The following is a 20,996-nucleotide window of genomic DNA, read 5'->3' as shown; positions in this document are numbered from 1 at the left end:
CGGCGCTTACTGCGGTGCCGACGCGGCCTTCGGTGCGGCGGCCTTCGTGGCCGACGCCTTCGCGGCGGGAGCGGCCTTGCTGGCCGGGCTCTTCGTCGTGCTCTCGGCGAGCAGCGACTTCGATTCCTGCACCGGCTTGCCTTCGAGCTTGTTGAGCGCCTGCTGCATCATGAAGTCGTCGGCGCTGCCGAACTCGATCGGCTTGCGATCGCGATCCTTCTGGCGCTGCTCCGGCGTCTTCTTGTCGTTCTGCTCTTCGAGGACGCGCAGTTGATCCATCCGGCGCTGCTCGCGCTCTTCCTGTTCCTTCTTCTCGTTCGGATCCTGCGTGTTCGCGAGGTGGTTCGTGTAATCGACCTCGCGCGTCACGAGCACGTCGTCCGGATCGCCGTCCGCGTACTGATCGACCGGCACATCCGGCGTGATGCCCTTGTTCTGGATCGAACGGCCGCTCGGCGTGTAGTAGTACGCGGTGGTCAGGCGCAGCGCGGTGTCGGCCGTCATCGGGCGGACCGTCTGGACCGAACCCTTGCCGAACGTCGTCTTGCCCATGATCTGCGCACGCTTCGAATCCTGCAGCGCACCGGCGACGATTTCCGACGCGGACGCGGAATACGCGTTCGTCAGCACGATCATCGGCACGGTCTTGAAGACCGGCGGCAGGTTCTTCAGCGGATCGCCGTCGAAGGACGGCAGGCGATAGTTGTCGTACGTATCGCGGTAGACCTGCTTCGAATCGGGGATCTGGCCGTTGGTCGACACGACGACCGAGTCGGGCGGCAGGAACGCGCCGGCCACGCCGACCGCGCTCTGCAGCAGGCCGCCGCCGTTGTTGCGCAGGTCGAGGACGAGGCCCTTCAGGTTCGGCTGCTGGCGTGCGATGTCCTGCAGCTTCTGCGCGAGATCGGGCGTCGTGCGCTCCTGGAAGCTCGTGATGCGGACATACGCGTAGCCCGGATCGAGGATCTTCATCTTCACGCTCTGGACCTTGATGATCGCGCGCGTGACCGTGACCGGGAACGTGCGGTCGTCGCTCTTGCGGAAGATCGTCAGCGTGACCTTGGTGCCCGGCTCGCCGCGCATCTGCTTGACGGCCTTGTCGAGCGTCATGCCGCGCACCGGCTTGTCGTTGATGCGCGTGATCAGGTCGCCCGGACGGATGCCGGCGCGGAATGCCGGGGTATCTTCGATCGGCGAGATCACCTTGACGAGGCCGTCTTCCTGCGAGATCTCGATGCCGAGACCCGCGAAGCGGCCCTTCGTCTGCTCCTGCAGCTCGTCATAGTCGGTCTTGTCGAGGAACGACGAGTGCGGGTCGAGGCTCGACACCATGCCCTTGATCGCCGCCGTCAGCAGCTTCTTGTCGTCGACCGGTTCGACGTACTCGCGCTTGATCTGGCCGAAGACTTCCGCGAACAGGCGGAGCTGGTCGAGGGGAAGCGGCGCCGTGGCGGTCTGCTCGGCCGATGCGGAAACCTGCAGCGTGGCGAACACGCCCGTGGCGAGGCCCGCGGCAATCAGGCCGATGTTCTTCAATTTCATTCGCATAGAGATCTGGTGCGGTCGGGAAGCGCGTGGCGGTAGCGGGGATGTAGCGGACAAGTATAACTGTTCGTCCGATGACTCAGTGGAACGGCGCGAAAAGCGTCGAAAAGGGCCTGGAGCAAGCCCGGCAGGGCACCGCCGGACGCGCTGCGGGTTCGAAAGCCGATTCGACAGCGCCGGCGCCGCGAAGGTTCGCGCGGCGTGCCTGACGGTGGCCGGGCACGCCGCGCCGGACGCGGCACGCCCGGCGCGACGGGCGTCAGCCCGCCTTGCCCTGCTTCGCGACGGCGGCCTGCGCCTGCGCGATCGCTTCCTGGTCGCCGAGGTAATAGTGCTTGATCGGCTTCAGGTTCTCGTCGAGTTCATACACGAGCGGCACGCCGTTCGGGATGTTCAGGCCGACGATGTCGCTGTCCGAGATGCCGTCGAGGTACTTGATCAGCGCGCGCAGCGAGTTGCCGTGCGCGGCGATCAGCACCTGCTTGCCGGCACGGACGGCCGGCGCGATCGACTCGTTCCACAGCGGCAGCACGCGCGCGACCGTGTCCTTCAGGCACTCGGTGAGCGGCAGCTGCTCGCGCGGCACCTTCGCGTAGCGCGGGTCGTTGAACGGCGCGCGCTCGTCGGTCGGCTCCAGCGCGGGCGGCGGCGTGTCGTAGCTGCGGCGCCACACGAGCACCTGGTCGTCGCCGAACTTCGCGGCCGTTTCCGCCTTGTTCAGGCCGGACAGCGCGCCGTAGTGGCGCTCGTTGAGGCGCCACGAATGGACGACCGGCAGGTACATCTGGTCCATCCGGTCCTGCACGTGCCACAGCGTGCGGATCGCGCGCTTGAGCACCGACGTGTACGCGATGTCGAACGTGTAGCCGGCCTCCTTGAGCAATTCGCCGGCCTGGTAGGCCTCGTTGCGACCCTGTTCGGTCAGGTCGACGTCGACCCAGCCGGTGAAGCGGTTTTCCTTGTTCCACGTCGATTCGCCGTGGCGGATGAGAACGAGTTTGTACATGGATCTTGCGGTCGGTAGTGAAGGAAGCGGGGCGCATCGCACGGGACCCGACCGGGGCCCGCCATCGCGCAAGACGGTTATTTTATAATGGCGGGATTGTCCTCATCCGATTTCTCTTTTTCCGGCGGAATTCCGTGACGTTCTTTACCGATTACACGAACCTGGCCCTTATCGCGATCCTGGTGGTCTCCGGCGGCCTGCTGGCCTGGCCTGCACTGCGCCGCGGCCGTGGCGGCCTGTCGGCCGCAGAGGCGACGCAACTCATCAACCGCCGCAACGCGATCGTGATCGACGTGCGCGCCGCGGCCGATTTCGCTGCCGGCCACCTGCCGTCGGCGCGCCAGGTCGCCGCGGGCGAGATCGGCGCGAAAATCGCGCAGGTCGCGAAGAACAAGAGCACGCCGGTGCTGCTCGTCTGCCAGAACGGCCAGCAGTCGCAGAAGGCGGCGCGCGAGGTCGAGGCGGCGGGTTACGCCGAGGTGCACGTGCTCGAAGGCGGCGTGGCCGCCTGGCAGCAGGCCGGGATGCCGGTCGTCAAACAAGGAGTGGCGAAGTGAACAAGGTTTTGATGTACAGCACGCAGGTGTGTCCGTATTGCATGCAGGCCGAGCGCCTGTTGAAGCTGCGCGGTGTCGAGCAGATCGAGAAGGTGCTGATCGATCGCGATCCGGCCCGCCGCGAGGAAATGATGACGCGCACGGGGCGCCGCACGGTGCCGCAGATCTATATCGGCGACACGCACGTCGGCGGCTACGACGATCTGTCGAAGCTCGACCGCGAAGGCGGGCTCGTTCCGCTTCTGCAAGCAGCCTGATTAGGGCAGAATGGCCGCCGGCCGCGCCGCGGCTTGGGCGCGCAGGATTCATCCGTGGCGGCCGGCGAGAAGCCGGGCCGCCCCGTCACCACTTTTAGGGAAACACCATGTCCGACGTCGAAAACCAACCGTTCTTCAACATTCAGCGCGTCTACCTGAAGGATATGTCGCTCGAGCAGCCGAATTCACCGGCGATCTTCCTCGAGCAGGACATGCCGTCGGTTGAGGTCGAAGTCGACGTGAAGGCCGACCGCCTCGCGGAAAGCGTGTTCGAAGTCGTCGTGTCGGGTACCGTCACGGCGAAGGTGAAGGACAAGGTCGCGTTCCTGATCGAAGCGAAGCAGGCCGGCATTTTCGACATCCGCAACATTCCGGACGAACAGCTCGACCCGCTCGTCGGCATCGCATGCCCGACGATCCTGTTCCCGTACCTGCGTTCGAACATCGCCGACGCGATCACGCGCGCAGGCTTCCCGCCGATCCACCTGGCGGAAATCAACTTCCAGGCGCTGTACGAGCAGCGTCTCGCGCAGCTTCAGCAGCAGGCCGGCGCAGCAGCAGGCGCGCCGAACGGCACGACGCTGAACTGACGTTTCACTCGGACCGGTGCTGGGTATGAAAGTAGCCGTTCTCGGCGCCGGTGCCTGGGGCACCGCGCTCGCGGGCCATCTGGCCGCGCGGCACGATACGCTTCTGTGGGCGCGCGACGCCGCGCTCATCGCCGGGCTGCAGGCCCGGCACGAAAATTCCCGTTATCTGGACGGCATCGCGCTGCCTGACGCGTTGCGCTACGACGCCGATCTCGGCGTCGCGCTCGCGCATGGCGCCGCGGACGACGCGCTGTGCGTGATCGCCGCGCCGGTGGCCGGGCTGCGCACGCTGTTCTACGCGATGCGCGACGCCGGCTGCGTGCCTGCGCATATCGTCTGGGTCTGCAAGGGCTTCGAGGCCGATACGCATCTGCTGCCGCACCAGGTGATCGCGGCCGAGCTGCCCGAGCAGCAGAGCAACGGCGTGCTGTCGGGCCCGAGCTTCGCGCGCGAGGTCGGGCAGTCGCTGCCCGTCGCGCTGACGGTGGCGAGCGCGTCGGCCGCGTGCCGCGAGCGCACGCTTGCCGCGTTCCATCATGGCGCAATGCGGATCTATACGGGCGACGACGTGGTCGGCGTCGAGGTCGGCGGCGCGGTGAAGAACGTGCTGGCGATCGCGACCGGCATTGCCGACGGCCTCGGCCTCGGGCTGAACGCGCGCGCCGCGCTGATCACGCGCGGCCTCGCCGAAATGTCGCGGCTCGGCGTGGCGCTCGGCGGCCGCGCGGAAACCTTCACGGGCCTCACGGGCCTCGGCGACCTGATCCTCACCGCGACGGGCGACCTGTCGCGCAACCGCACGGTCGGCCTGCAACTGGCGGCCGGCCGCACGCTGAACGACATCCTCGGTGCGCTCGGCCACGTGGCCGAAGGCGTGCGCTGCGCGCAGGCCGTGCTGGCGCTGGCGCGCGCGCAGTCGATCGAAATGCCGATCACCGAAGCCGTATGCGGCGTGCTGTTCGACGGCATCGCACCGCGCGACGCGGTCAGCGGCCTGCTGCGGCGCGACGCGCGCGCCGAGTAGCGCGAACCGGCGCTGCCCGGTGCGGTTGCGCCGGGCGTGCGGCGCCAAAGCGGACTACGCTTGAACAGTCTCCGGCGTTCCGGGAGGGTGTCATGCTGCAGATCGGTTCCACCACGCTCGACGCGCAGGTCGTCGACATCACGACGCTCGATGTCGACGCGATCGTCAACGCCGCGAACGGCTCGTTGCTCGGCGGAGGCGGCGTCGACGGCGCAATCCACCGCGCGGCCGGCCCCGGCCTGCTCGCCGAGTGCCGCACGCTCGGCGGCTGCGACACGGGCGACGCGAAGCTCACGCGTGGCCACGCGCTGCCGGCGCGCTACGTGATTCATGCGGTCGGCCCCGTGTGGTACGGCGGCGGGCGCGGCGAGGCCGACCTGCTCGCGTCGTGCTACCGGCGGGCGATCGAGCTGGCCGAGGAGGTCGCCGCGACGTCGATCGCGTTCCCCGCAATCAGCTGCGGAATCTACCGTTATCCGGTCGAAGAGGCCGTCGGCATCGCGGTGGGCGCCGTCGCCGAAACGCTGCCGCAGGCGCCGAGCCTCGCACGCGTGGTGTTCGCGTGCTTTTCCCCCGACATTTACGATCTGTATCGCGTGCGACTCACGCGGGCCTGATGCATTCCGCCTCGCGGGTTGCGCCCGGCGAGCGTCAGGCGCCGCCTTCGAAGCCGGCCTGGCGCCATGCCTCGAACACGACCACCGCGACCGTGTTCGACAGGTTCAGGCTGCGGTTGTCCGGCCGCATCGGCAGGCGCACGCGCTGTTCGTTCGGAAAGCGTTCGAGCAGCTCGGCGGGCAGGCCGCGGGTTTCCGAGCCGAACACGAACCAGTCGCCCGGCAGGAACGCATGATCGTGGAAGCGGCCTGAGCCGCGTGTCGTGAACGCGAACATCCGCGCGGGATCGGGCGCTTCGGACGCGAGGAACGCATCCCAGTCGCGGTGCACGCGCATCTGCGCATACTCGTGATAGTCGAGGCCGGCGCGGCGCATCCGCGCGTCGTCGAGCGGAAAGCCGAGCGGTTCGATCAGGTGCAGGTGCGCGCCCGTGTTGGCGCACAGGCGGATCACGTTGCCGGTGTTCGGCGGAATTTCGGGGGCGACGAGGACGACGTTGAACATGTTTCGGTTTGGCTGGGCCGGCCGGGGCGGCGCAACGTGCGCGTTCCCGGCGGGCCGGTTCGTGACGGCCGTGGCCACGTTGGCGCGGCCGGCCTCTCTATCTAATTAATCCCTGGCGGTGCGCAGCGCAACCAGATTCGTCACGCGCGCGGCGCCTGCCGCCTTCAGTGCGTGCGCGGCCGCCGCGAGCGTCGCACCGGACGTCATCACGTCGTCGACGAGCGCGACGTGGCGACCGGCGACGTCGCCGGTTACCGCGAACGCGGCCGTCACGTTGTCGCGCCGTGCCTGCCGGTCGAGCCGCGATTGCGGCGCCGTGTGGGCGACGCGCACGAGCAGCGATGCGTCCGCGCGCACGTCGAGCCGGCGTGCGAGCGGGCGTGCAATCGCCCACGCCTGGTTGTAGCCGCGTGCGACGAGCCGCCGGTGCGACAGCGGTACCGGTGCGACCAGGTCGAAACGGTCCGCGCCGCGCGTATCGTCGACCAGCCGCGCGAGCCGGGTCGCGAATTCGGCGCCGAGTGCGAGTCGTGCATGAAACTTCAGGCCGCGCGCGAGCCCGTCGAGCGGTGCGCGGTAATCCGCGAGCGCGAGCGTGGCGTCGAACGGCGGCGGCGCGGTGCGGCACGCGTCGCACCGGTACGCGGCCGGGTGGCCGGAGCCGGTCCGGCCGCCACCGCGCGAACGCGTCTGCCCGACGCCCAGCGGCAGCGCGCAGGCATCGCAGCGCAAGCGCGCTTCATTCCAGTACGCGGCGTCGCAGGCATCGCATATCACGGCGTGTGACAAATTGCCGCACAGTGCGCAGCGATTCGGCAGCGCGACCGCGGCGACCTTCGCCGCCAACACGCGAACCTGCGACAAAACGACGCGCATTGTGCGCTCGGCGGAACTGCGGATCATCGCAACACTCCTGCCACCCCGCCTCAATGAAGCTTCCGGGGCGAGCGAGTATACTTCGGGCTCTTCGCCAGTGTGCCAGACATGTCCCCAGCTTCGACTTCCACCGGCCGTCCGGCCAATGACGCCAGGCGCCTGCGGCGGATCTTCGACCGCCGTGCCGCCACGTTCGACGCGGTCGCGTTCCTGCCGCGCGAGATCGCGCAGCGGATGAACGAGCGTCTCGAATACATCAAGGTGAGCCCCACGGCCGTGCTCGATGCCGGCTGCGGCCCGGGCGACGACCTGCCGGCGCTGCGTGCGCGTTTTCCGGAAGCCCCCGTGTTCGGTGTCGACCTGTCCGGCGCGATGCTCGCGCGGGCCGGTCAGCGCGAGGTCGAGCAGACCAACTGGCGCCGCTGGTTGCCGGCGTCGCTCGGTCGCGCGCTGGGCCAGCGCGGCCCGCGGGTCGCGCAGGCCGACTTCGCCGCGCTGCCGTTCCCGGGCGGCGCGTTCGACCTGATCTGGTCGAATCTCGCACTCCACTGGCATTCGCGCCCCGATGCGGTGCTGCCCGAATGGCAGCGCGTGCTGCGCGTGAACGGCCTGCTGATGTTCAGCACGCTCGGCCCCGACACGCTGCGCGAGCTGCGCGCGGCCTGCGCGGACGCCGAAGCGGCGCTGGGCATGGCCCCGCCGGCCGCGCGCGTCATCGATTTCGTCGACATGCACGACCTCGGCGACATGCTCGTCGAGAGCGGCTTCGAGATTCCCGTGATGGATCAGGAAGTGCTGACCGTCACCTACAAATCCCCCGATTCCCTGCTGGCCGACGTGCGCCGCTGGGGCGCCTATCCGTTCGAGCGCACGGTGCCGCAGCACGCGACGCGGCGCTTTCGCGCGGCGCTCGGCGACGCGCTGGAGGCGCGCCGGCGCGAGGACGGCACGATTCCGCTGACCTTCGAGGTGATCTACGGCCACGCATGGAAGGCCGTACCGCGCACGACCGCCGAAGGGCACGGGATCGTGCGCATCGAGGATATCGGCAAGGGGCGTCCGAAGAATCGGTAAAGCGGTAAAGAGGGGTTTTGTTATGTCTGAAATTAGCGGCGCAAAGCGGGGTCGAATTAGCGCGAAAAACGGCCGAAAAGCTTGTCGCGCTTGGCTTGCGGGGCGATAGGCGCTTGCTTGTGGATGCCATTGAACCCGCCTATAATGCGTCAGCTTGTCGTCCCGGGGTCCCCGCAATACGGGGCGATGAGTCCGATGCAGGCATGCATCGCATGCCATTCGCGTGAGGCGGCGATGGAAGCAGCGAGGGTTTTGGCGGAGACGACGAACGGCGAGCCGGTCCTCGAAGACTGGCTGATGAAACGCAACTGTTCGGTGTCGCCACGCCAGTTCGTGCTGTTTTACGCGTCGCTCGCGGGCTTCTCGCTGGTGATCGCGACGTTGCTGATGTGGAGAGGGGCCTGGCTCGTCATGCCCTTTACCGGAATCGAGTTGCTGGCGGTAGGTGTCGCATTTGCGGTTTATGCTCGCCATGCGGTCGATTACGAGCGCATCAGGCTGTTTCCGCATCGGCTCGTGATCGAGCGGATGGATGCGGAGCGGCTCACGCAGATCGAATTCAACCCGCGCTGGGTGCGGGTCGAGCCGGGTGCGACGCCACGCGATCCGATTCGACTGGTATCGCGCGGGCAGACCGTCGTAATCGGGCAGCATCTCGCGCAGTACAAGCGTGCGCAGTTCGCCGACGAACTGCGCGTGTCGCTCAGGCGCTGCGGCTGACGAGGCGCGGGCACCGGCCGGAAACAGGCCGGCGACTTGCGACGGGGGAGGGTTTGAATGGAAATTTTGGGTAAGGATGCTATGAAAACAATCAAGCGAGCCCTCGCGGGCGTGCTGGCATGCAGCGGATTGCTCTTTGCCGGTGCGGCCCTGGCGGTCGGTGATAGCCCGGGCGGCCCCCGTGTCAACGAGATCAACTTTCAGCCGCCTGTCACGAAGATCGCCGAGGAGCTCTACGATCTCCACACGATGATGCTGATCCTGTGTACGGTGATCTTCGTCGGCGTGTTCGGCGTGATGTTCTATTCGATCTTCGCGCACCGCAAATCCAAAGGCCACAAGGCCGCCAATTTCCATGAAAGCACGACCGTCGAGATCATCTGGACGATCGTGCCGTTCGTCATCGTCGTGCTGATGGCGCTGCCGGCGACGAAGGCCGTCGTCGCGATGAAGGACACGACGAACGCCGATCTCACGATCAAGGTCACCGGCTACCAGTGGAAGTGGGGCTACGACTACGTGAAGGGCCCGGGCGAGGGCATCGGCTTCCTGTCGACGCTCAGCACCCCGCGTGACGAAGTGATGGGCAAGAAGGCGATCACCGACACCTATCTGCAGGAAGTCGACAACCCGCTCGTCGTGCCGGTCAACAAGAAGATCCGCATCATCACGACCGCGAACGACGTCGTCCACTCGTGGTACGTGCCCGCGTTCGGCGTGAAGCAGGATGCGATCCCCGGCTTCGTGCGCGACACGTGGTTCAAGGCCGACAAGGTCGGTACGTTCCGCGGTTTCTGTACCGAGCTGTGCGGCAAGGAACACGCGTACATGCCGGTCGTCGTCGAAGTGCTGTCGGAAGACGACTACGCGAAGTGGGTGACCGCGCAGAAGGCCAAGCTGGCCAGCGCGGCGGTCGATCCGAACAAGGTCTACACGATGGCTGAACTCGTCGCGCACGGCGAGGAAGTCTACAAGGCGAACTGCGCGGCCTGCCACCAGGTGAGCGGCAAGGGCCTTGGCGCATTCCCGGCCATGGACGGCAGCCCGATCGTGAACGGCCCGATCGCCGGCCACGTCGAGCGCGTGCTGCACGGCAAGGGCGCGATGCCGTCGTGGGCGTCGCTGTCGGATCTCGACATCGCTTCGGTCATCACGTACGAACGCAACTCGTGGGGCAACCACAAGAACGACCTGCTGCAGCCGAAGCAAGTGGCTGATGCGCGCAACGGCAAGATGCCGGAAGACGCGGCGGGCGCGGCGGCAGCGCCGGCGGAAGCGGCTTCGGCACCGGCGCAAGCCGCGTCGGGCGCCGCCGAGCAACCGGCAGCAGCAGCGGCATCGGCCGCGCTGTCGACGATCTACTTCGAAACGGGCAAGAGCGTGCTGCCGGCCGACGCGAAAGCGGCGATCGCCGCTGCGGCCGACTATGCGAAGGCACATCCGGACGCGAAGCTCGCGCTGTCGGGTTTCACCGACAAGACGGGCTCGGCCGACGCGAACGCCGAGCTGGCGAAGCATCGTGCACAGGCCGTGCGCGATGCGCTGAAGGCAGCAGGCGTGGCGGAAGACCACATCATCATGAAAAAGCCGGAAACGATCACGGGCGGGGCTGACGCTAAGGAAGCCCGGCGGGTCGAGATCGGTCCGGCGGCTTGACGTGTCGCTGAGTTAGTCGACGTATTCGCATTAGGAGATTCTCATGTCTAGCATCGGGCACGACGTAGCCGCGGACCACGCGCACGACGACCACGCGCACGAAATGCCGCACGGCTGGCGGCGCTGGCTGTTCGCCACCAACCACAAGGACATCGGTACGCTGTACCTGCTGTTCTCGTTCATCATGTTCCTGTCGGGCGGCGTCATGGCGCTCGGCATCCGTGCCGAGCTGTTCGAGCCGGGCCTGCAGATCATGCGTCCGGAGTTCTTCAACGAACTCACGACGATGCACGGCCTGATCATGGTGTTCGGCGCGATCATGCCGGCGTTCGTCGGCTTCGCGAACTGGATGATTCCGCTGCAGATCGGCGCATCCGACATGGCGTTCGCGCGGATGAACAACTTCAGCTTCTGGCTGCTGCCGGTCGCGGCCGTGCTGCTGGTCGGTTCGTTCTTCGCGCCGGGCGGCGCGACGGCTGCCGGCTGGACGCTGTACGCGCCGCTGTCGACGCAGATGGGCCCGGGCATGGACTTCGCGATCTTCGCGGTCCACATCATGGGCGCATCGTCGATCATGGGCGGGATCAACATCGTCGTGACGATCCTGAACATGCGCGCACCGGGCATGACGCTGATGAAGATGCCGATGTTCGCATGGACGTGGCTGATCACGGCGTACCTGCTGATCGCGGTGATGCCGGTTCTGGCAGGCGCGATCACGATGGTGCTGTTCGACCGCCACTTCGGCACGTCGTTCTTCAACGCGGCAGGCGGCGGCGACCCGGTGATGTACCAGCACATCTTCTGGTTCTTCGGCCACCCCGAGGTGTACATCATGATTCTGCCGGCGTTCGGGATCGTGTCGCAGGTGATCCCGGCGTTCGCACGCAAGACGCTGTTCGGCTATAGCTCGATGGTGTATGCGACGGCTTCGATCGCGATCCTGTCGTTCATGGTCTGGGCGCACCACATGTTCGCGACGGGCATGCCGGTCACCGGCCAGCTGTTCTTCATGTACGCGACGATGCTGATCGCGGTGCCGACGGGCGTGAAGGTGTTCAACTGGCTCGCGACGATGTGGCGCGGCTCGATGACGTTCGAAACCCCGATGCTGTTCGCGATCGGCTTCCTGTTCGTGTTCACGTTCGGCGGCCTGACGGGCCTGATGCTCGCGATGGCGCCGCTCGACATCCAGTATCACGGCACCTACTTCGTGGTGGCGCACTTCCACTACGTGCTGGTGGCCGGGTCATTGTTCGCGCTGTTCTCGGGCTGGTACTACTGGGCGCCGAAGTGGACGGGCTGGATGTACAACGAGACGCGCGGCAAGATCCACTTCTGGGCGTCGATGATCTTCTTCAACCTGACGTTCTTCCCGATGCACTTCGTCGGTCTCGCCGGCATGCCGCGTCGTTATGCGGACTACCCGGCGCAGTTCACGGACTTCAACCAGGTCGCGACGATCGGCGCATTCGGCTTCGGCCTCGCGCAGGTGTACTTCCTGTTCGCAGTCGCGCTGCCGGCCTACCGTGGTGGCGGCGAACTGGAAAAGGCGTCGGACAAGCCGTGGGATGGCGCGACGGGCCTCGAGTGGACGGTGCCGAGCCCGGCTCCCTTCCACACGTTCGAGCAACCGCCGCACGTCGAGTAAGTTTCACCCGGCGCTCCGCCGCTGCCTGCCGCGCAGGCAGGCGCGGCGGGGGGCGGAATCGAGATTTCAGCGAAGTTTCAGATGAACCGGAATCCACAAGAAAGACGAACGCCCGAGCAGATTCGCGCGGGCAACAAGCGGCTCGGCCTCATCCTGCTCATCATCGCCGCCGTTTTCTTTGTGGGTGTCGTGATCAAGCAGTGGTGGCTGTCCACTCACTGATGCAGTAACTGACGCAGTAGCGAGGAAGTAGTCGTATGTCGAAGCCGGAAGAGGGCGCCGTCGATCGCGCGTTCAATCGTTCGATGCTGGTGAAGCTCTTCGTCGTGGCCGGGCTGATGTTCGGTTTCGGCTTCGCGCTGATCCCGATGTACCGGGCGATCTGCCAGATCACCGGCATCAACAACCTGGTGCAGCGCGACGTCAGCGAGCGTGAGGTGAAGAACTCGCAGGTCGACTACAGCCGCACGGTGTCGGTCGAGTTCGATGCGAACGCGCGCGGGCCGCTCGGTTTCAAGCCGGAGCACAACAGTCTCGACGTGCACCCGGGCGAACTGATGACGATCGTGTACGACGTGACGAACGGGCAGGGCCGGCCGGTCGTGGCGCAGGCGATTCCGAGCTACGCGCCGAAGCAGGCGACGGAGTTTTTCAAGAAGATCGAGTGCTTTTGCTTTACGCAGCAGACGCTGGCCGCGAACGAATCGCGCAAGATGCCGGTGGTGTTCGTGATCGATCCGAAACTGCCGAAGGATGTGAAGACGATCACGTTGTCGTACACGTTCTTCGAGCTGAATACGCCGGCTACGCCGGCGCCGGCGCAGCGGAGCACCGCGGCGCAGGGCGCGGCGAAGCCGGACGCATGACGACGGAGGCGGGGCGATGACGGAGGTCAAGCGGGGCGGGTCGTTCGGCCAGGCGCTGAAAGCCGTGCTGTGGTCGTTCTTCGGGGTGCGCAAGCGGCGCGACCTGGAGGCCGACGCGACGCAACTGAATCCGCTGCACGTGCTGATCGTTGCGTTGCTCGCGGCCGGCGTGTTCATCGGCGTGCTGATCCTGATCGTGCGCGCCGTCGTGAGCTGAGGCCCGCGGTCACGAAAGAATGCAGTGCGCGGCGCCACGGCGCTGCGTGCAGGAAAGAGCGGTAGCAGTCGTGCCGCGCAAGAAATAAAGCCGGAGCGGTTTCCGGTACACAAATTGGACAGAAGTGGAGAATCAAGCATGAGCGGTCAAAACCAGACCCCGTACTATTTCGTGCCGCATCCGTCGCACCATCCGATCAGTGCGGCCATCGGCCTGCTGGTCATGCTCGGATCGGCGGCGCTGTGGATCAACGGTCACGACTGGGCGCCGTTTACGGCGCTGCTCGGCCTGCTGTGGTTGCTCTTCACGCTGTATCACTGGTTCGGCGACGCGATCGCCGAATCGGAAGGCGGTCATTACGGCAAGAACGTCGACAAGTCGTACCGCTGGAGCATGAGCTGGTTCATCTTCTCGGAAGTGATGTTCTTCGGCGCGTTCTTCGGTGCGCTGTTCTACGCGCGTGAAATCGCACTGCACCAGCTCGGCAGCCTCGACTACAAGCTGATCTGGCCGGACTTCTCCGCCGTGTGGCCGAACGAAGGCCCTGCCGCGCTCGCCGGTCACTTCAAGACGATGGGCCCGTGGCCGATCCCGACGCTGAACACCGCGTTCCTGCTGTCGTCGGGCGTGACGCTGACGATCTCGCACCACGCACTGCGTGACGATCATCGCAAGAAGGCGATCGCCTGGCTGGCTGCGACGCTCGCGTTCGGTATCTGCTTCCTGTTCCTGCAGGGCTTCGAGTACTACCACGCGTACAACGAACTGAACCTGACGCTGAACTCGGGTGTGTACGGTTCGACGTTCTTCCTGCTGACGGGCTTCCACGGTTTCCACGTGTTCCTCGGCGGCACGATGCTCGCGGTGGTGCTGGTGCGGATGATCCGCGGCCACTTCAAGCCCGATCATCACTTCGCATTCGAAGGCGCCGCGTGGTACTGGCACTTCGTCGACGTCGTCTGGCTCGGCCTGTACGTCGTCGTCTACTGGCTGTAAATGGAACAACGGCCTGCGCAGTAATGCGCGGGCCGTTTTCATTGGTGTCGTGGGCGCGGCAGCGAGGCTGCGAGCGACACCACCCTGGCGCCGCCGCGACTCAGTCAGGCGGCGCTTTTGCTTGGTGGCGCGGCCGTGCGGCGAAATGTCACAGCGGCCGCGGCGTCGAATCGATCAACGCCCGATCGGCAGGCCGGTCGAATGGATCCAGCCCATCCGGTTCGCGATCAGGATGAGCAGGAACAGCGACACCGACAGCCCGACGCGGGTGGCGAGCGACCAGACCATGCGCTTCGTGTGGCCGCGGTCGTGCATCATGAAGTAGAGCGCCGAGCCCATGCTGGCAATGATGAGGACGAAGGCGATGGGAACGAGGATGTGCATGACACGAACCGGACGACGGCAATTCGAAAGGAAGAGGATAATTATCGCACTTCGCTTTCGCGCATGTGCCGGGCGGGCCGCATGATGAAGATCCGCTGGCTGCCCGCGCTGCTGATTCTCGTCGTCGTCGCCGTGACGATCCGGCTCGGCTTCTGGCAGCGCGACCGCGCGCACCAGAAGGAAGCGCTGCAGGCGAGCATCGCGCGCTACGAGCAGGCTTCGCCCGTCGACGTCGGCGCGCAGCCGATGCCGCTCGCGTCGATCGAGTTCCATCGCGTGCGGGCCAAGGGCCGGTTTTTGCCCGAGCAGGCGGTGTTCCTCGACAATCGGCCGTATAACGACCAGCCGGGTTTTTACGTGGTGATGCCGTTTAAACTCACGGGCGGCGGCGTCGTGCTCGTGAACCGCGGCTGGCTGCCGCGCAATATTTCCGATCGCACGGCGATCGAGCCGTTCGCGACGCCGGCGGGCGACGTGGAGATCGTCGGCATCGCGCGTGCCGACGCATCGCGTGCGTTCGAGCTTGGTGAAGGCGGGTCGGCCGCGCACCAGAAGATCCGGCAGAACCTGGACGTCGCCGGGTATGCGAAGGAAACGGGGCTGCCGCTGCAGCCGTTCGTGATCCAGCAGACCAGCGACGACGGCGACAAGCTCGTGCGCGACTGGCCGGCGGCAACGACCGGCGTCGAGCGCAATTACGGTTACATGTTTCAGTGGTGGGCGATGGCGGCAGCCGCGCTCGGCTTCGGCCTGTACGCCGCGCGGCGTGCGGCGAAGAAGTCGGCCGGCGCATGAGCGCCATGCCAGGACGCGGCGCTGGCGCCGCGGGTTCGTTTCGAGAGGTCTGATTTGTCCATGCAATCTTCCCGTCAGGGTCCGGCCGCTGCGCCGATCTCGCCTGCGGCCCGCAAGCGCGGCCGCTGGATGCTCGTGCTGCTGGGTCTCGTGTGCGCCGCGCCGATGATCGCGTCGTATTTCACCTATTACGTGATCAAGCCGAAGGGCGGATCGACGAACTACGGCACGCTGATCGAGCCGCAGCGCCCGATCCCGGCCGGTCTGCAGGTGACCGACGAAACCGGCAAGACCGTGCCGCTGTCGTCGCTGCGCGGCGTGTGGCTGTTCGTGATGACCGACAGCAGCGCGTGCGACGACGCGTGCGCGCAGAAGCTCTATTTCATGCGCCAGATCCGCGTCACGCAGGCGGGCGAGCGGCACCGGATCACGATGGTGTGGCTGCGCAGCGATGCCGGCGCGATGCCGCAGAAGGTGCTCGACGCGTACCCGGACACGCGCCGGCTCGTCGCCGATCCGGCGGCGGTTGCCGCATGGCTGCCGGCCGACACCGGCACGAAGGACAGCGACCACATCTACATGGTCGACCCGAACGGCAACCTGATGATGCGTTTCCCGAAAGACCCGAATCCCAGCAAGATCAAGTCGGACGTGACGAAGCTGCTGAAGTGGTCGAGCATCGGTTAAGGCAAGAGAACGAGGCACCATTCCGATGTCGTATCTACTGCAACTCGGCCTGATCGGCTTCTGCATCGCGCTGCTGCCGCTGTCGTACGTGTGGGTGAAGGCCGACGACAACAAGTTTCGCAAGCTGGTGTGGATCACCACCTTCCTGACGCTCGACCTCGTGATGTTCGGCGGCTTCACGCGGCTGACCGACTCGGGGCTCGGCTGCCCTGACTGGCCCGGCTGCTACGGCACGTCGTCGCCGTTCATCGCGCACGCCGCGATCACGGCCGCGCACCAGGCGATGCCGACGGGCCCCGTCAGCATGTCGAAGGCGTGGATCGAGATGATCCACCGCTATTTCGCGATGGCGATCGGCGTGCTGATCATCGCGCAGGTCGTGATCGCATGGGCCGCGCGCCTGCGCCGCCGCCCGCTGCACGTGTCGCCGTGGTGGCCGACGAGCCTGCTGCTGCTGATCCTCGTGCAGGGCGCGTTCGGCGCGTGGACGGTCACGATGAAGCTGCAGCCGGTGATCGTCACGATCCACCTGCTGCTCGGCCTCACGCTGCTCGGCACGCTCGGCTGGCTCGCGGCGCGGCAAACGCCGCTGCCGTCGTATGACCCGGAGGCCGGCCGCTATCGCGCTGCCGCGCTCGCGGCGCTCGTGCTGCTGGTCGTGCAGATCGCGCTCGGCGGCTGGGTGAGCACCAACTACGCGGTGCTCGCGTGCACCGACTTCCCGACCTGCAACGGCCAGTGGATCCCGCCGATGGACTTTGAGCACGGCTTCCACCTGTGGCGCGCGCTCGGGATGACGAAGGACGGCGAGGCGATCACGCAGGACGCGCTGGTCGCGATCCACTGGACGCACCGCACGTTCGCGTTCGTCGTGGTCGCGTACCTGGTCGCGTTCGCGCTGAAGATGCGCCGCTTCGAATCGCTGCGGCGGCCCGCGAACGGCGTGCTGCTGGTCGTGCTGCTGCAGTTCGTGACGGGCCTGACCAACATCGTGCTGCAGTGGCCGCTGCCGGTCGCCGTCGCGCACAACGGCGGGGCCGCGATCCTGCTGCTGCTCGTCGTCATGTTAAACTTTCGCATCCTTTCAAGCCGCCCCGGCCGTGTCGCGCAGCCCGCGCGCGACGCCGCCCCGGCGTGACCGTCCCCATGCAAAGCACCCTCTCCCAATCGCCCGGTAGCCGCTTCTCCCAGTACATGGCGCTGACGAAGCCGCGTGTCACGCAGCTCGCGGTGTTCTGCGCGGTGATCGGCATGTTCCTCGCGACGCCGGGCATGGTGCCCTGGCATGTGCTGATCGGCGGCACGGTCGGCATCTGGCTGCTTGCCGGCGCCGCGTTCGCGATCAACTGCCTCGTCGAACAGAAGATCGACGCGATGATGCGCCGTACCGCATGGCGCCCGTCCGCGCGCGGCGAGATCACGACGCCGCAGATCCTGCTGTTCTCGGCGCTGCTGGGCAGCGTCGGCGCATGGACGCTCTATACGTTTACGAACCCGCTGACGATGTGGCTGACGATCGCCACCTTCGTCGGCTACGCGGTGATCTACACGCTGCTGCTCAAGCCGATGACGCCGCAGAACATCGTGATCGGCGGCGCATCGGGCGCGATGCCGCCGGCGCTCGGCTGGGCCGCCGTCACCGGCGCGGTGCCGGGCGACGCGTGGATCCTCGTGCTGATCATCTTCGTGTGGACGCCGCCGCATTTCTGGGTGCTCGCGCTGTATCGCCGCAAGGATTACGAGAACGCGGGGCTGCCGATGCTGCCCGTCACGCACGGCGAGAAGTTCACGCGGCTGCACATCCTGCTGTATACGGTGATCCTGTTCGCGGTCACGCTGATGCCGTTCATCTCCGGGATGAGCGGGGCCGTCTACCTGACGAGCGCGGTGCTGCTCGGCGCGGTGTTCCTCGCGTATGCGTGGAAGATCTACCGCGACTATTCGGATGAACTCGCCCGCAAGGCCTTCCGCTACTCGATCGTCTACCTGTCGCTGCTGTTCGCCGCGCTGCTCGTCGATCACTACGCACGCCCGCTGCTCGGCGTGTAACCGCACGGTTTGAACGCAATGCTCCATTCACGGTTCGGGCGCCGCGCGCGCCAAGGCTGGATGCTCGCGTGCGCATTCACGGCAGCGCTGCTGCTCGCCGGATGCGACAACGCGCCGAAATTCCAGAATCTCGACATCACCGGCAACACGCAGTTCGGCAGCGACTTCTCGCTGCCCGATACGGCCGGCAAGGTGCGTACGCTCGCCGACTTCAAGGGAAAGGCGGTCGTGATGTTCTTCGGCTATACGCACTGTCCGGACGTATGCCCGACGACGATGGCCGAACTGTCCGAAGCGCTGAAGCAGCTCGGGCCCGATGCCGCGAAACGCGTGCAGGTGCTGTTCGTCACCGTCGATCCGGAGCGTGACACGCCGGCGCTGCTCGGCCAGTACGTGCCCGCGTTCGATCCGTCGTTCATCGGCCTGCGGCCGGCCGACGAAGCGGCGCTGAAGAAGGTCACGAAGGATTTCCGCGTGTACTACGCGAAGGTGCCCGGCAAGACGCCCGGCAGCTACACGATGGATCACACGGCCGCGAGCTACGTGTTCGATCGCGACGGCAAGCTGCGTCTGTTCGTGCGCGACGGCCAGGGCCCCGGCCCGTGGGTCCACGATTTGAAGCTGCTCGTCGACTGACCGGCAGCCGCCGGGCGCACGGCCCGGCGATGACGTGACGGCCAATCTGCGCCGTCACGCTTTCCCCCATTTCCCGTTGTCTGCATGCGCTGCCCGTCGGGCGGCGCGTCGGCTTGCGCGCGCGTCGCGCAGGCGTCGCGTTACGGCAGCGCCGGCACGTTGAAGCCGGATGCGGCGCGCGTCATCCGGAATTCCGTCACGCGATACGTGGCGAGCCCCTCGGTGACGAACGGGTCGGTCGCGAGGATCGCGTCCAGCTCGTCGCGATCGATGCGGGCCGCGAGGATCACGCCGCCTTCGCGCGGCACCTTCGGCCCGGCCGCGATGAAGATGCCCTTGTCGAACTGCGGCTGCAGATACGCGCGGTGGCGTTCGAGCGCGTCGTCGATGCGCTCGAGCGACGCGGTGTAGTGGATGTCGATGACGTACATGGATGGCCCTGGAATGACGCCGGCGCGTTGCGCACCGGTCGGCTGGTCTTTGTAGCACAGCGGATCGGGGCTGTCGCGCCGGCACGGTCCGTCGCCCGCCGGCTCGCCGTGCCGTCGCGTATTCAAGTTGTAAGCCTCGTTGCCGTAAATAAAAGAGCAACCGTTTGCGCGGGACAGGCCGTTCGCGCGCATCGACATCGACAAAGGCACGCAGATGAGCAGAATGAGTTTGAATCGCAAGCTGTGGCTCGCGCTTGCGCTGGTATGGATCGGTCTCCTGGGCGTCGGCGCATGGAGCGCGTACGAGACGCGCGCGACGATGCTGGACGAACGCAAGGCGGGCATCGCGAATCTCGTCGATTCGGCGGCCGGCATCGTGAAGGCGTATCACGCGCTCGCGCAGAGCGGCACGCTACCCGAGGCCGATGCGAAGCGCGACGCGCTCGCGAGCCTTGCCGCGATGCGCTACGGCGATTCGGGCTACGTGTTCGTGATGGACTCGAAGCCGGTCGTGCTGATGCATCCGACGCTGCCGAAACTCGTCAACACGCAGGTCGGCGACTATCTCGATCCGGACGGCAAGCCGCTGTTCGTGACGATCCTGAACGCCGCGAAGGCGACCGGCAGCGGTTTCGCCGAGTACCGCGGGCGCCTGCCGCACAGCGAAACCGCCGTGCCGAAGATCAGCTACGTCACGCGGTTCGCGCCGTGGGACTGGAACATCTCGAGCGGCGTGTTCCTGAAGGACATCGACACCCTCTATTACCGGACGCTTCTGGTCCATCTCGCGGTGGTGTTCGTGATCGGCTTCGTGATCAGCGCGGCGATGCTGGTGATCATCCGCAACGTGCGCGGCAGCCTGGGCGGCGAGCCCGACGAAGCGGCCGCGCTCGCGGCGCGCATCGCGCAGGGCGACCTGACGCAGCCGGTACCCGTGCGCGCGGGCGACCGCACGAGCATGATGGCCGCGATGCACGACATGCAGGCGCGGCTGCAGGCGACGATCGGCGGGATCCGTCAATCGGCCGAATCGATCGCGTCGGCGAGCCGCCAGATCTCGGCCGGCAACGACGACCTGTCGCAGCGCACCGAGGAGCAGGCCGCGTCGCTTGAAGAAACGGCCGCGAGCATGGAGCAGCTGACCGCGACCGTGAAGCAGAACGCGGACAACGCGCGGCAGGCGAGCGGGCTGGCGAACAACGCATCGGACATCGCGCGCACCGGCAGCGACGTCGTGAACCGCGTGATCGGCACGATGGGCGAGATCGACGACAGTTCGCGCAAGATCGCCGACATCATCGGCGTAATTGAGGGTATCGCCTTCCAGACCAACATCCTCGCGCTGAACGCGGCGGTTGAAGCCGCGCGCGCGGGCGAGCAGGGCCGCGGGTTCGCGGTGGTCGCGGGCGAAGTGCGCTCGCTCGCGCAGCGCAGCGCGACGGCCGCGAAGGAGATCCGCGAGCTGATCGTCGACTCGGTCGAGCGCGTGCGCAACGGGTCGACACTGGTCGGCCAGGCCGGCACGACGATGGGCGAGATCCTGCAGGCCGTCGCGCGCGTGACCGACATCATGGGCGAGATCGCGGCCGCGTCCGAGGAGCAGGCGAGCGGCATCACGCAGGTCGGGCGCGCGGTCACGCAGATGGACCAGGTCACGCAGCAGAACGCGGCGCTCGTCGAGGAGGCTGCCGCGGCCGCCGCGTCGCTGCAGGAACAGGCCGCGCGGCTGCGCGATGCGATCGGCGCGTTCCGCGTCAGTGACGCGGGCGGGCTGGCGTCGCGCCGGGCCGGCGAGCGGGTGGCCGAACCCGCGTTCGGCACGAAGGCGGCCGACGAGGCGGTGGTGATGTGACGCGT

25 protein-coding genes are annotated in these 20,996 nt (G+C 66.7%); 19 read left to right on the top strand and 6 right to left on the bottom strand.

Annotation, left to right across the window (positions count from 1 at the left end):
• Window positions 1–6 precede the first annotated feature (6 nt).
• Window positions 7–1,548: a S41 family peptidase gene (locus tag U5809_RS28520; protein WP_322088970.1), complete on the bottom strand. Its 1,542-nt coding sequence runs from the start codon at window positions 1,546–1,548 to the stop codon at window positions 7–9.
• A gap of 256 nt (window positions 1,549–1,804) precedes the next feature.
• Complete coding sequence (gene gpmA / locus U5809_RS28515) at window positions 1,805–2,551, bottom strand: 2,3-diphosphoglycerate-dependent phosphoglycerate mutase (protein WP_176049599.1); 747 nt, start codon at window positions 2,549–2,551, stop codon at window positions 1,805–1,807.
• A gap of 134 nt (window positions 2,552–2,685) precedes the next feature.
• Here gpmA and U5809_RS28510 point away from each other — a divergent pair, with 134 nt between their 5' ends.
• The 5 genes from U5809_RS28510 (at window position 2,686) to U5809_RS28490 (ending at window position 5,596) form a co-directional block, all read left to right on the top strand.
• Window positions 2,686–3,108 (top strand): rhodanese-like domain-containing protein, encoded by a 423-nt coding sequence (locus U5809_RS28510; protein ID WP_124452157.1) that lies wholly within the window; start codon window positions 2,686–2,688, stop codon window positions 3,106–3,108.
• On the top strand, window positions 3,105–3,365 hold the full coding sequence (grxC, locus tag U5809_RS28505) for a glutaredoxin 3 (RefSeq protein WP_006477722.1): 261 nt from the start codon (window positions 3,105–3,107) through the stop codon (window positions 3,363–3,365). The genes U5809_RS28510 and grxC overlap by 4 nt, the downstream gene beginning before the upstream one ends.
• A 107-nt stretch (window positions 3,366–3,472) precedes the next feature.
• Window positions 3,473–3,955: a protein-export chaperone SecB gene (secB, locus tag U5809_RS28500; RefSeq protein WP_011353285.1), complete on the top strand. Its 483-nt coding sequence runs from the start codon at window positions 3,473–3,475 to the stop codon at window positions 3,953–3,955.
• Window positions 3,956–3,980: 25 nt separating this feature from the next.
• Window positions 3,981–4,979: an NAD(P)H-dependent glycerol-3-phosphate dehydrogenase gene (locus U5809_RS28495; protein WP_322088969.1), complete on the top strand. Its 999-nt coding sequence runs from the start codon at window positions 3,981–3,983 to the stop codon at window positions 4,977–4,979.
• Window positions 4,980–5,071: 92 nt separating this feature from the next.
• On the top strand, window positions 5,072–5,596 hold the full coding sequence (locus U5809_RS28490; RefSeq protein ID WP_322088968.1) for an O-acetyl-ADP-ribose deacetylase: 525 nt from the start codon (window positions 5,072–5,074) through the stop codon (window positions 5,594–5,596).
• Window positions 5,597–5,630: 34 nt separating this feature from the next.
• Here U5809_RS28490 and trmL read toward each other — a convergent pair whose 3' ends face one another.
• On the bottom strand, window positions 5,631–6,101 hold the full coding sequence (gene trmL, locus U5809_RS28485) for a tRNA (uridine(34)/cytosine(34)/5-carboxymethylaminomethyluridine(34)-2'-O)-methyltransferase TrmL (RefSeq protein WP_282506028.1): 471 nt from the start codon (window positions 6,099–6,101) through the stop codon (window positions 5,631–5,633).
• A 105-nt stretch (window positions 6,102–6,206) separates the two neighbouring features.
• Window positions 6,207–7,004: a ComF family protein gene (locus U5809_RS28480; protein WP_322088967.1), complete on the bottom strand. Its 798-nt coding sequence runs from the start codon at window positions 7,002–7,004 to the stop codon at window positions 6,207–6,209.
• Window positions 7,005–7,085: 81 nt separating this feature from the next.
• Between U5809_RS28480 and U5809_RS28475 the strand changes: the two genes are divergently transcribed.
• From U5809_RS28475 to U5809_RS28440, 8 genes are all read left to right on the top strand, one after another.
• The gene (locus tag U5809_RS28475) at window positions 7,086–8,051 is read left to right on the top strand and encodes a methyltransferase domain-containing protein (RefSeq protein ID WP_322088966.1); all 966 of its coding nucleotides are present in this window, start codon (window positions 7,086–7,088) and stop codon (window positions 8,049–8,051) included.
• A 195-nt stretch (window positions 8,052–8,246) separates the two neighbouring features.
• The gene (locus U5809_RS28470) at window positions 8,247–8,771 is read left to right on the top strand and encodes a DUF2244 domain-containing protein (RefSeq protein ID WP_059233125.1); all 525 of its coding nucleotides are present in this window, start codon (window positions 8,247–8,249) and stop codon (window positions 8,769–8,771) included.
• 57 nt (window positions 8,772–8,828) lie between these two features.
• Window positions 8,829–10,427 carry a cytochrome c oxidase subunit II gene (gene coxB, locus U5809_RS28465; protein WP_322088965.1) on the top strand — a complete coding sequence of 533 codons (1,599 nt, stop codon included), beginning with the start codon at window positions 8,829–8,831 and terminating at the stop codon, window positions 10,425–10,427.
• 43 nt (window positions 10,428–10,470) lie between these two features.
• Window positions 10,471–12,078 carry a cytochrome c oxidase subunit I gene (gene ctaD, locus U5809_RS28460; protein ID WP_021163746.1) on the top strand — a complete coding sequence of 536 codons (1,608 nt, stop codon included), beginning with the start codon at window positions 10,471–10,473 and terminating at the stop codon, window positions 12,076–12,078.
• Between the two features lie 81 nt (window positions 12,079–12,159).
• Window positions 12,160–12,300, top strand: coding sequence for a cytochrome oxidase small assembly protein (locus tag U5809_RS28455; RefSeq protein WP_282506025.1), 141 nt, complete (start codon window positions 12,160–12,162; stop codon window positions 12,298–12,300).
• Window positions 12,301–12,335: 35 nt separating this feature from the next.
• Window positions 12,336–12,944 carry a cytochrome c oxidase assembly protein gene (locus U5809_RS28450; RefSeq protein ID WP_282506024.1) on the top strand — a complete coding sequence of 203 codons (609 nt, stop codon included), beginning with the start codon at window positions 12,336–12,338 and terminating at the stop codon, window positions 12,942–12,944.
• A 16-nt stretch (window positions 12,945–12,960) separates the two neighbouring features.
• Complete coding sequence (locus U5809_RS28445) at window positions 12,961–13,161, top strand: DUF2970 domain-containing protein (protein ID WP_322088964.1); 201 nt, start codon at window positions 12,961–12,963, stop codon at window positions 13,159–13,161.
• Between the two features lie 138 nt (window positions 13,162–13,299).
• A complete protein-coding gene (locus U5809_RS28440; RefSeq protein ID WP_059233128.1) occupies window positions 13,300–14,157 on the top strand; it encodes a cytochrome c oxidase subunit 3 in 858 nt (285 codons plus the stop codon).
• A 174-nt stretch (window positions 14,158–14,331) separates the two neighbouring features.
• Here U5809_RS28440 and U5809_RS28435 read toward each other — a convergent pair whose 3' ends face one another.
• Complete coding sequence (locus tag U5809_RS28435; protein WP_174952993.1) at window positions 14,332–14,541, bottom strand: twin transmembrane helix small protein; 210 nt, start codon at window positions 14,539–14,541, stop codon at window positions 14,332–14,334.
• An 84-nt stretch (window positions 14,542–14,625) separates the two neighbouring features.
• Between U5809_RS28435 and U5809_RS28430 the strand changes: the two genes are divergently transcribed.
• Genes U5809_RS28430 through U5809_RS28410 form a run of 5 tightly spaced genes read left to right on the top strand, consistent with a single transcriptional unit; the run spans window position 14,626 to window position 18,708 of the window.
• Window positions 14,626–15,336 (top strand): SURF1 family protein, encoded by a 711-nt coding sequence (locus U5809_RS28430; protein WP_322088993.1) that lies wholly within the window; start codon window positions 14,626–14,628, stop codon window positions 15,334–15,336.
• Between the two features lie 60 nt (window positions 15,337–15,396).
• The gene (locus U5809_RS28425; protein WP_282506022.1) at window positions 15,397–16,023 is read left to right on the top strand and encodes an SCO family protein; all 627 of its coding nucleotides are present in this window, start codon (window positions 15,397–15,399) and stop codon (window positions 16,021–16,023) included.
• Window positions 16,024–16,048: 25 nt separating this feature from the next.
• Entirely contained in the window at window positions 16,049–17,161 is a 1,113-nt protein-coding gene (locus tag U5809_RS28420) for a COX15/CtaA family protein (RefSeq protein WP_322088963.1), read from the top strand.
• 8 nt (window positions 17,162–17,169) lie between these two features.
• A complete protein-coding gene (gene cyoE, locus U5809_RS28415; RefSeq protein WP_176049610.1) occupies window positions 17,170–18,072 on the top strand; it encodes a heme o synthase in 903 nt (300 codons plus the stop codon).
• An 18-nt stretch (window positions 18,073–18,090) separates the two neighbouring features.
• Window positions 18,091–18,708: an SCO family protein gene (locus U5809_RS28410; protein WP_322088962.1), complete on the top strand. Its 618-nt coding sequence runs from the start codon at window positions 18,091–18,093 to the stop codon at window positions 18,706–18,708.
• A 140-nt stretch (window positions 18,709–18,848) separates the two neighbouring features.
• Here U5809_RS28410 and U5809_RS28405 read toward each other — a convergent pair whose 3' ends face one another.
• Window positions 18,849–19,139 (bottom strand): YciI family protein, encoded by a 291-nt coding sequence (locus tag U5809_RS28405; RefSeq protein ID WP_322088992.1) that lies wholly within the window; start codon window positions 19,137–19,139, stop codon window positions 18,849–18,851.
• A gap of 214 nt (window positions 19,140–19,353) precedes the next feature.
• Between U5809_RS28405 and U5809_RS28400 the strand changes: the two genes are divergently transcribed.
• Window positions 19,354–20,991 carry a methyl-accepting chemotaxis protein gene (locus U5809_RS28400; RefSeq protein ID WP_322088961.1) on the top strand — a complete coding sequence of 546 codons (1,638 nt, stop codon included), beginning with the start codon at window positions 19,354–19,356 and terminating at the stop codon, window positions 20,989–20,991.
• Window positions 20,992–20,996: the final 5 nt, after the last annotated feature.

Source organism: Burkholderia sp. BCC1999 (genome assembly GCF_905339975.1).
GTDB lineage: Bacteria > Pseudomonadota > Gammaproteobacteria > Burkholderiales > Burkholderiaceae > Burkholderia.
Note: the sequence above shows the minus strand (reverse complement) of the source record. Positions and strands in the feature narration are given on the sequence as shown.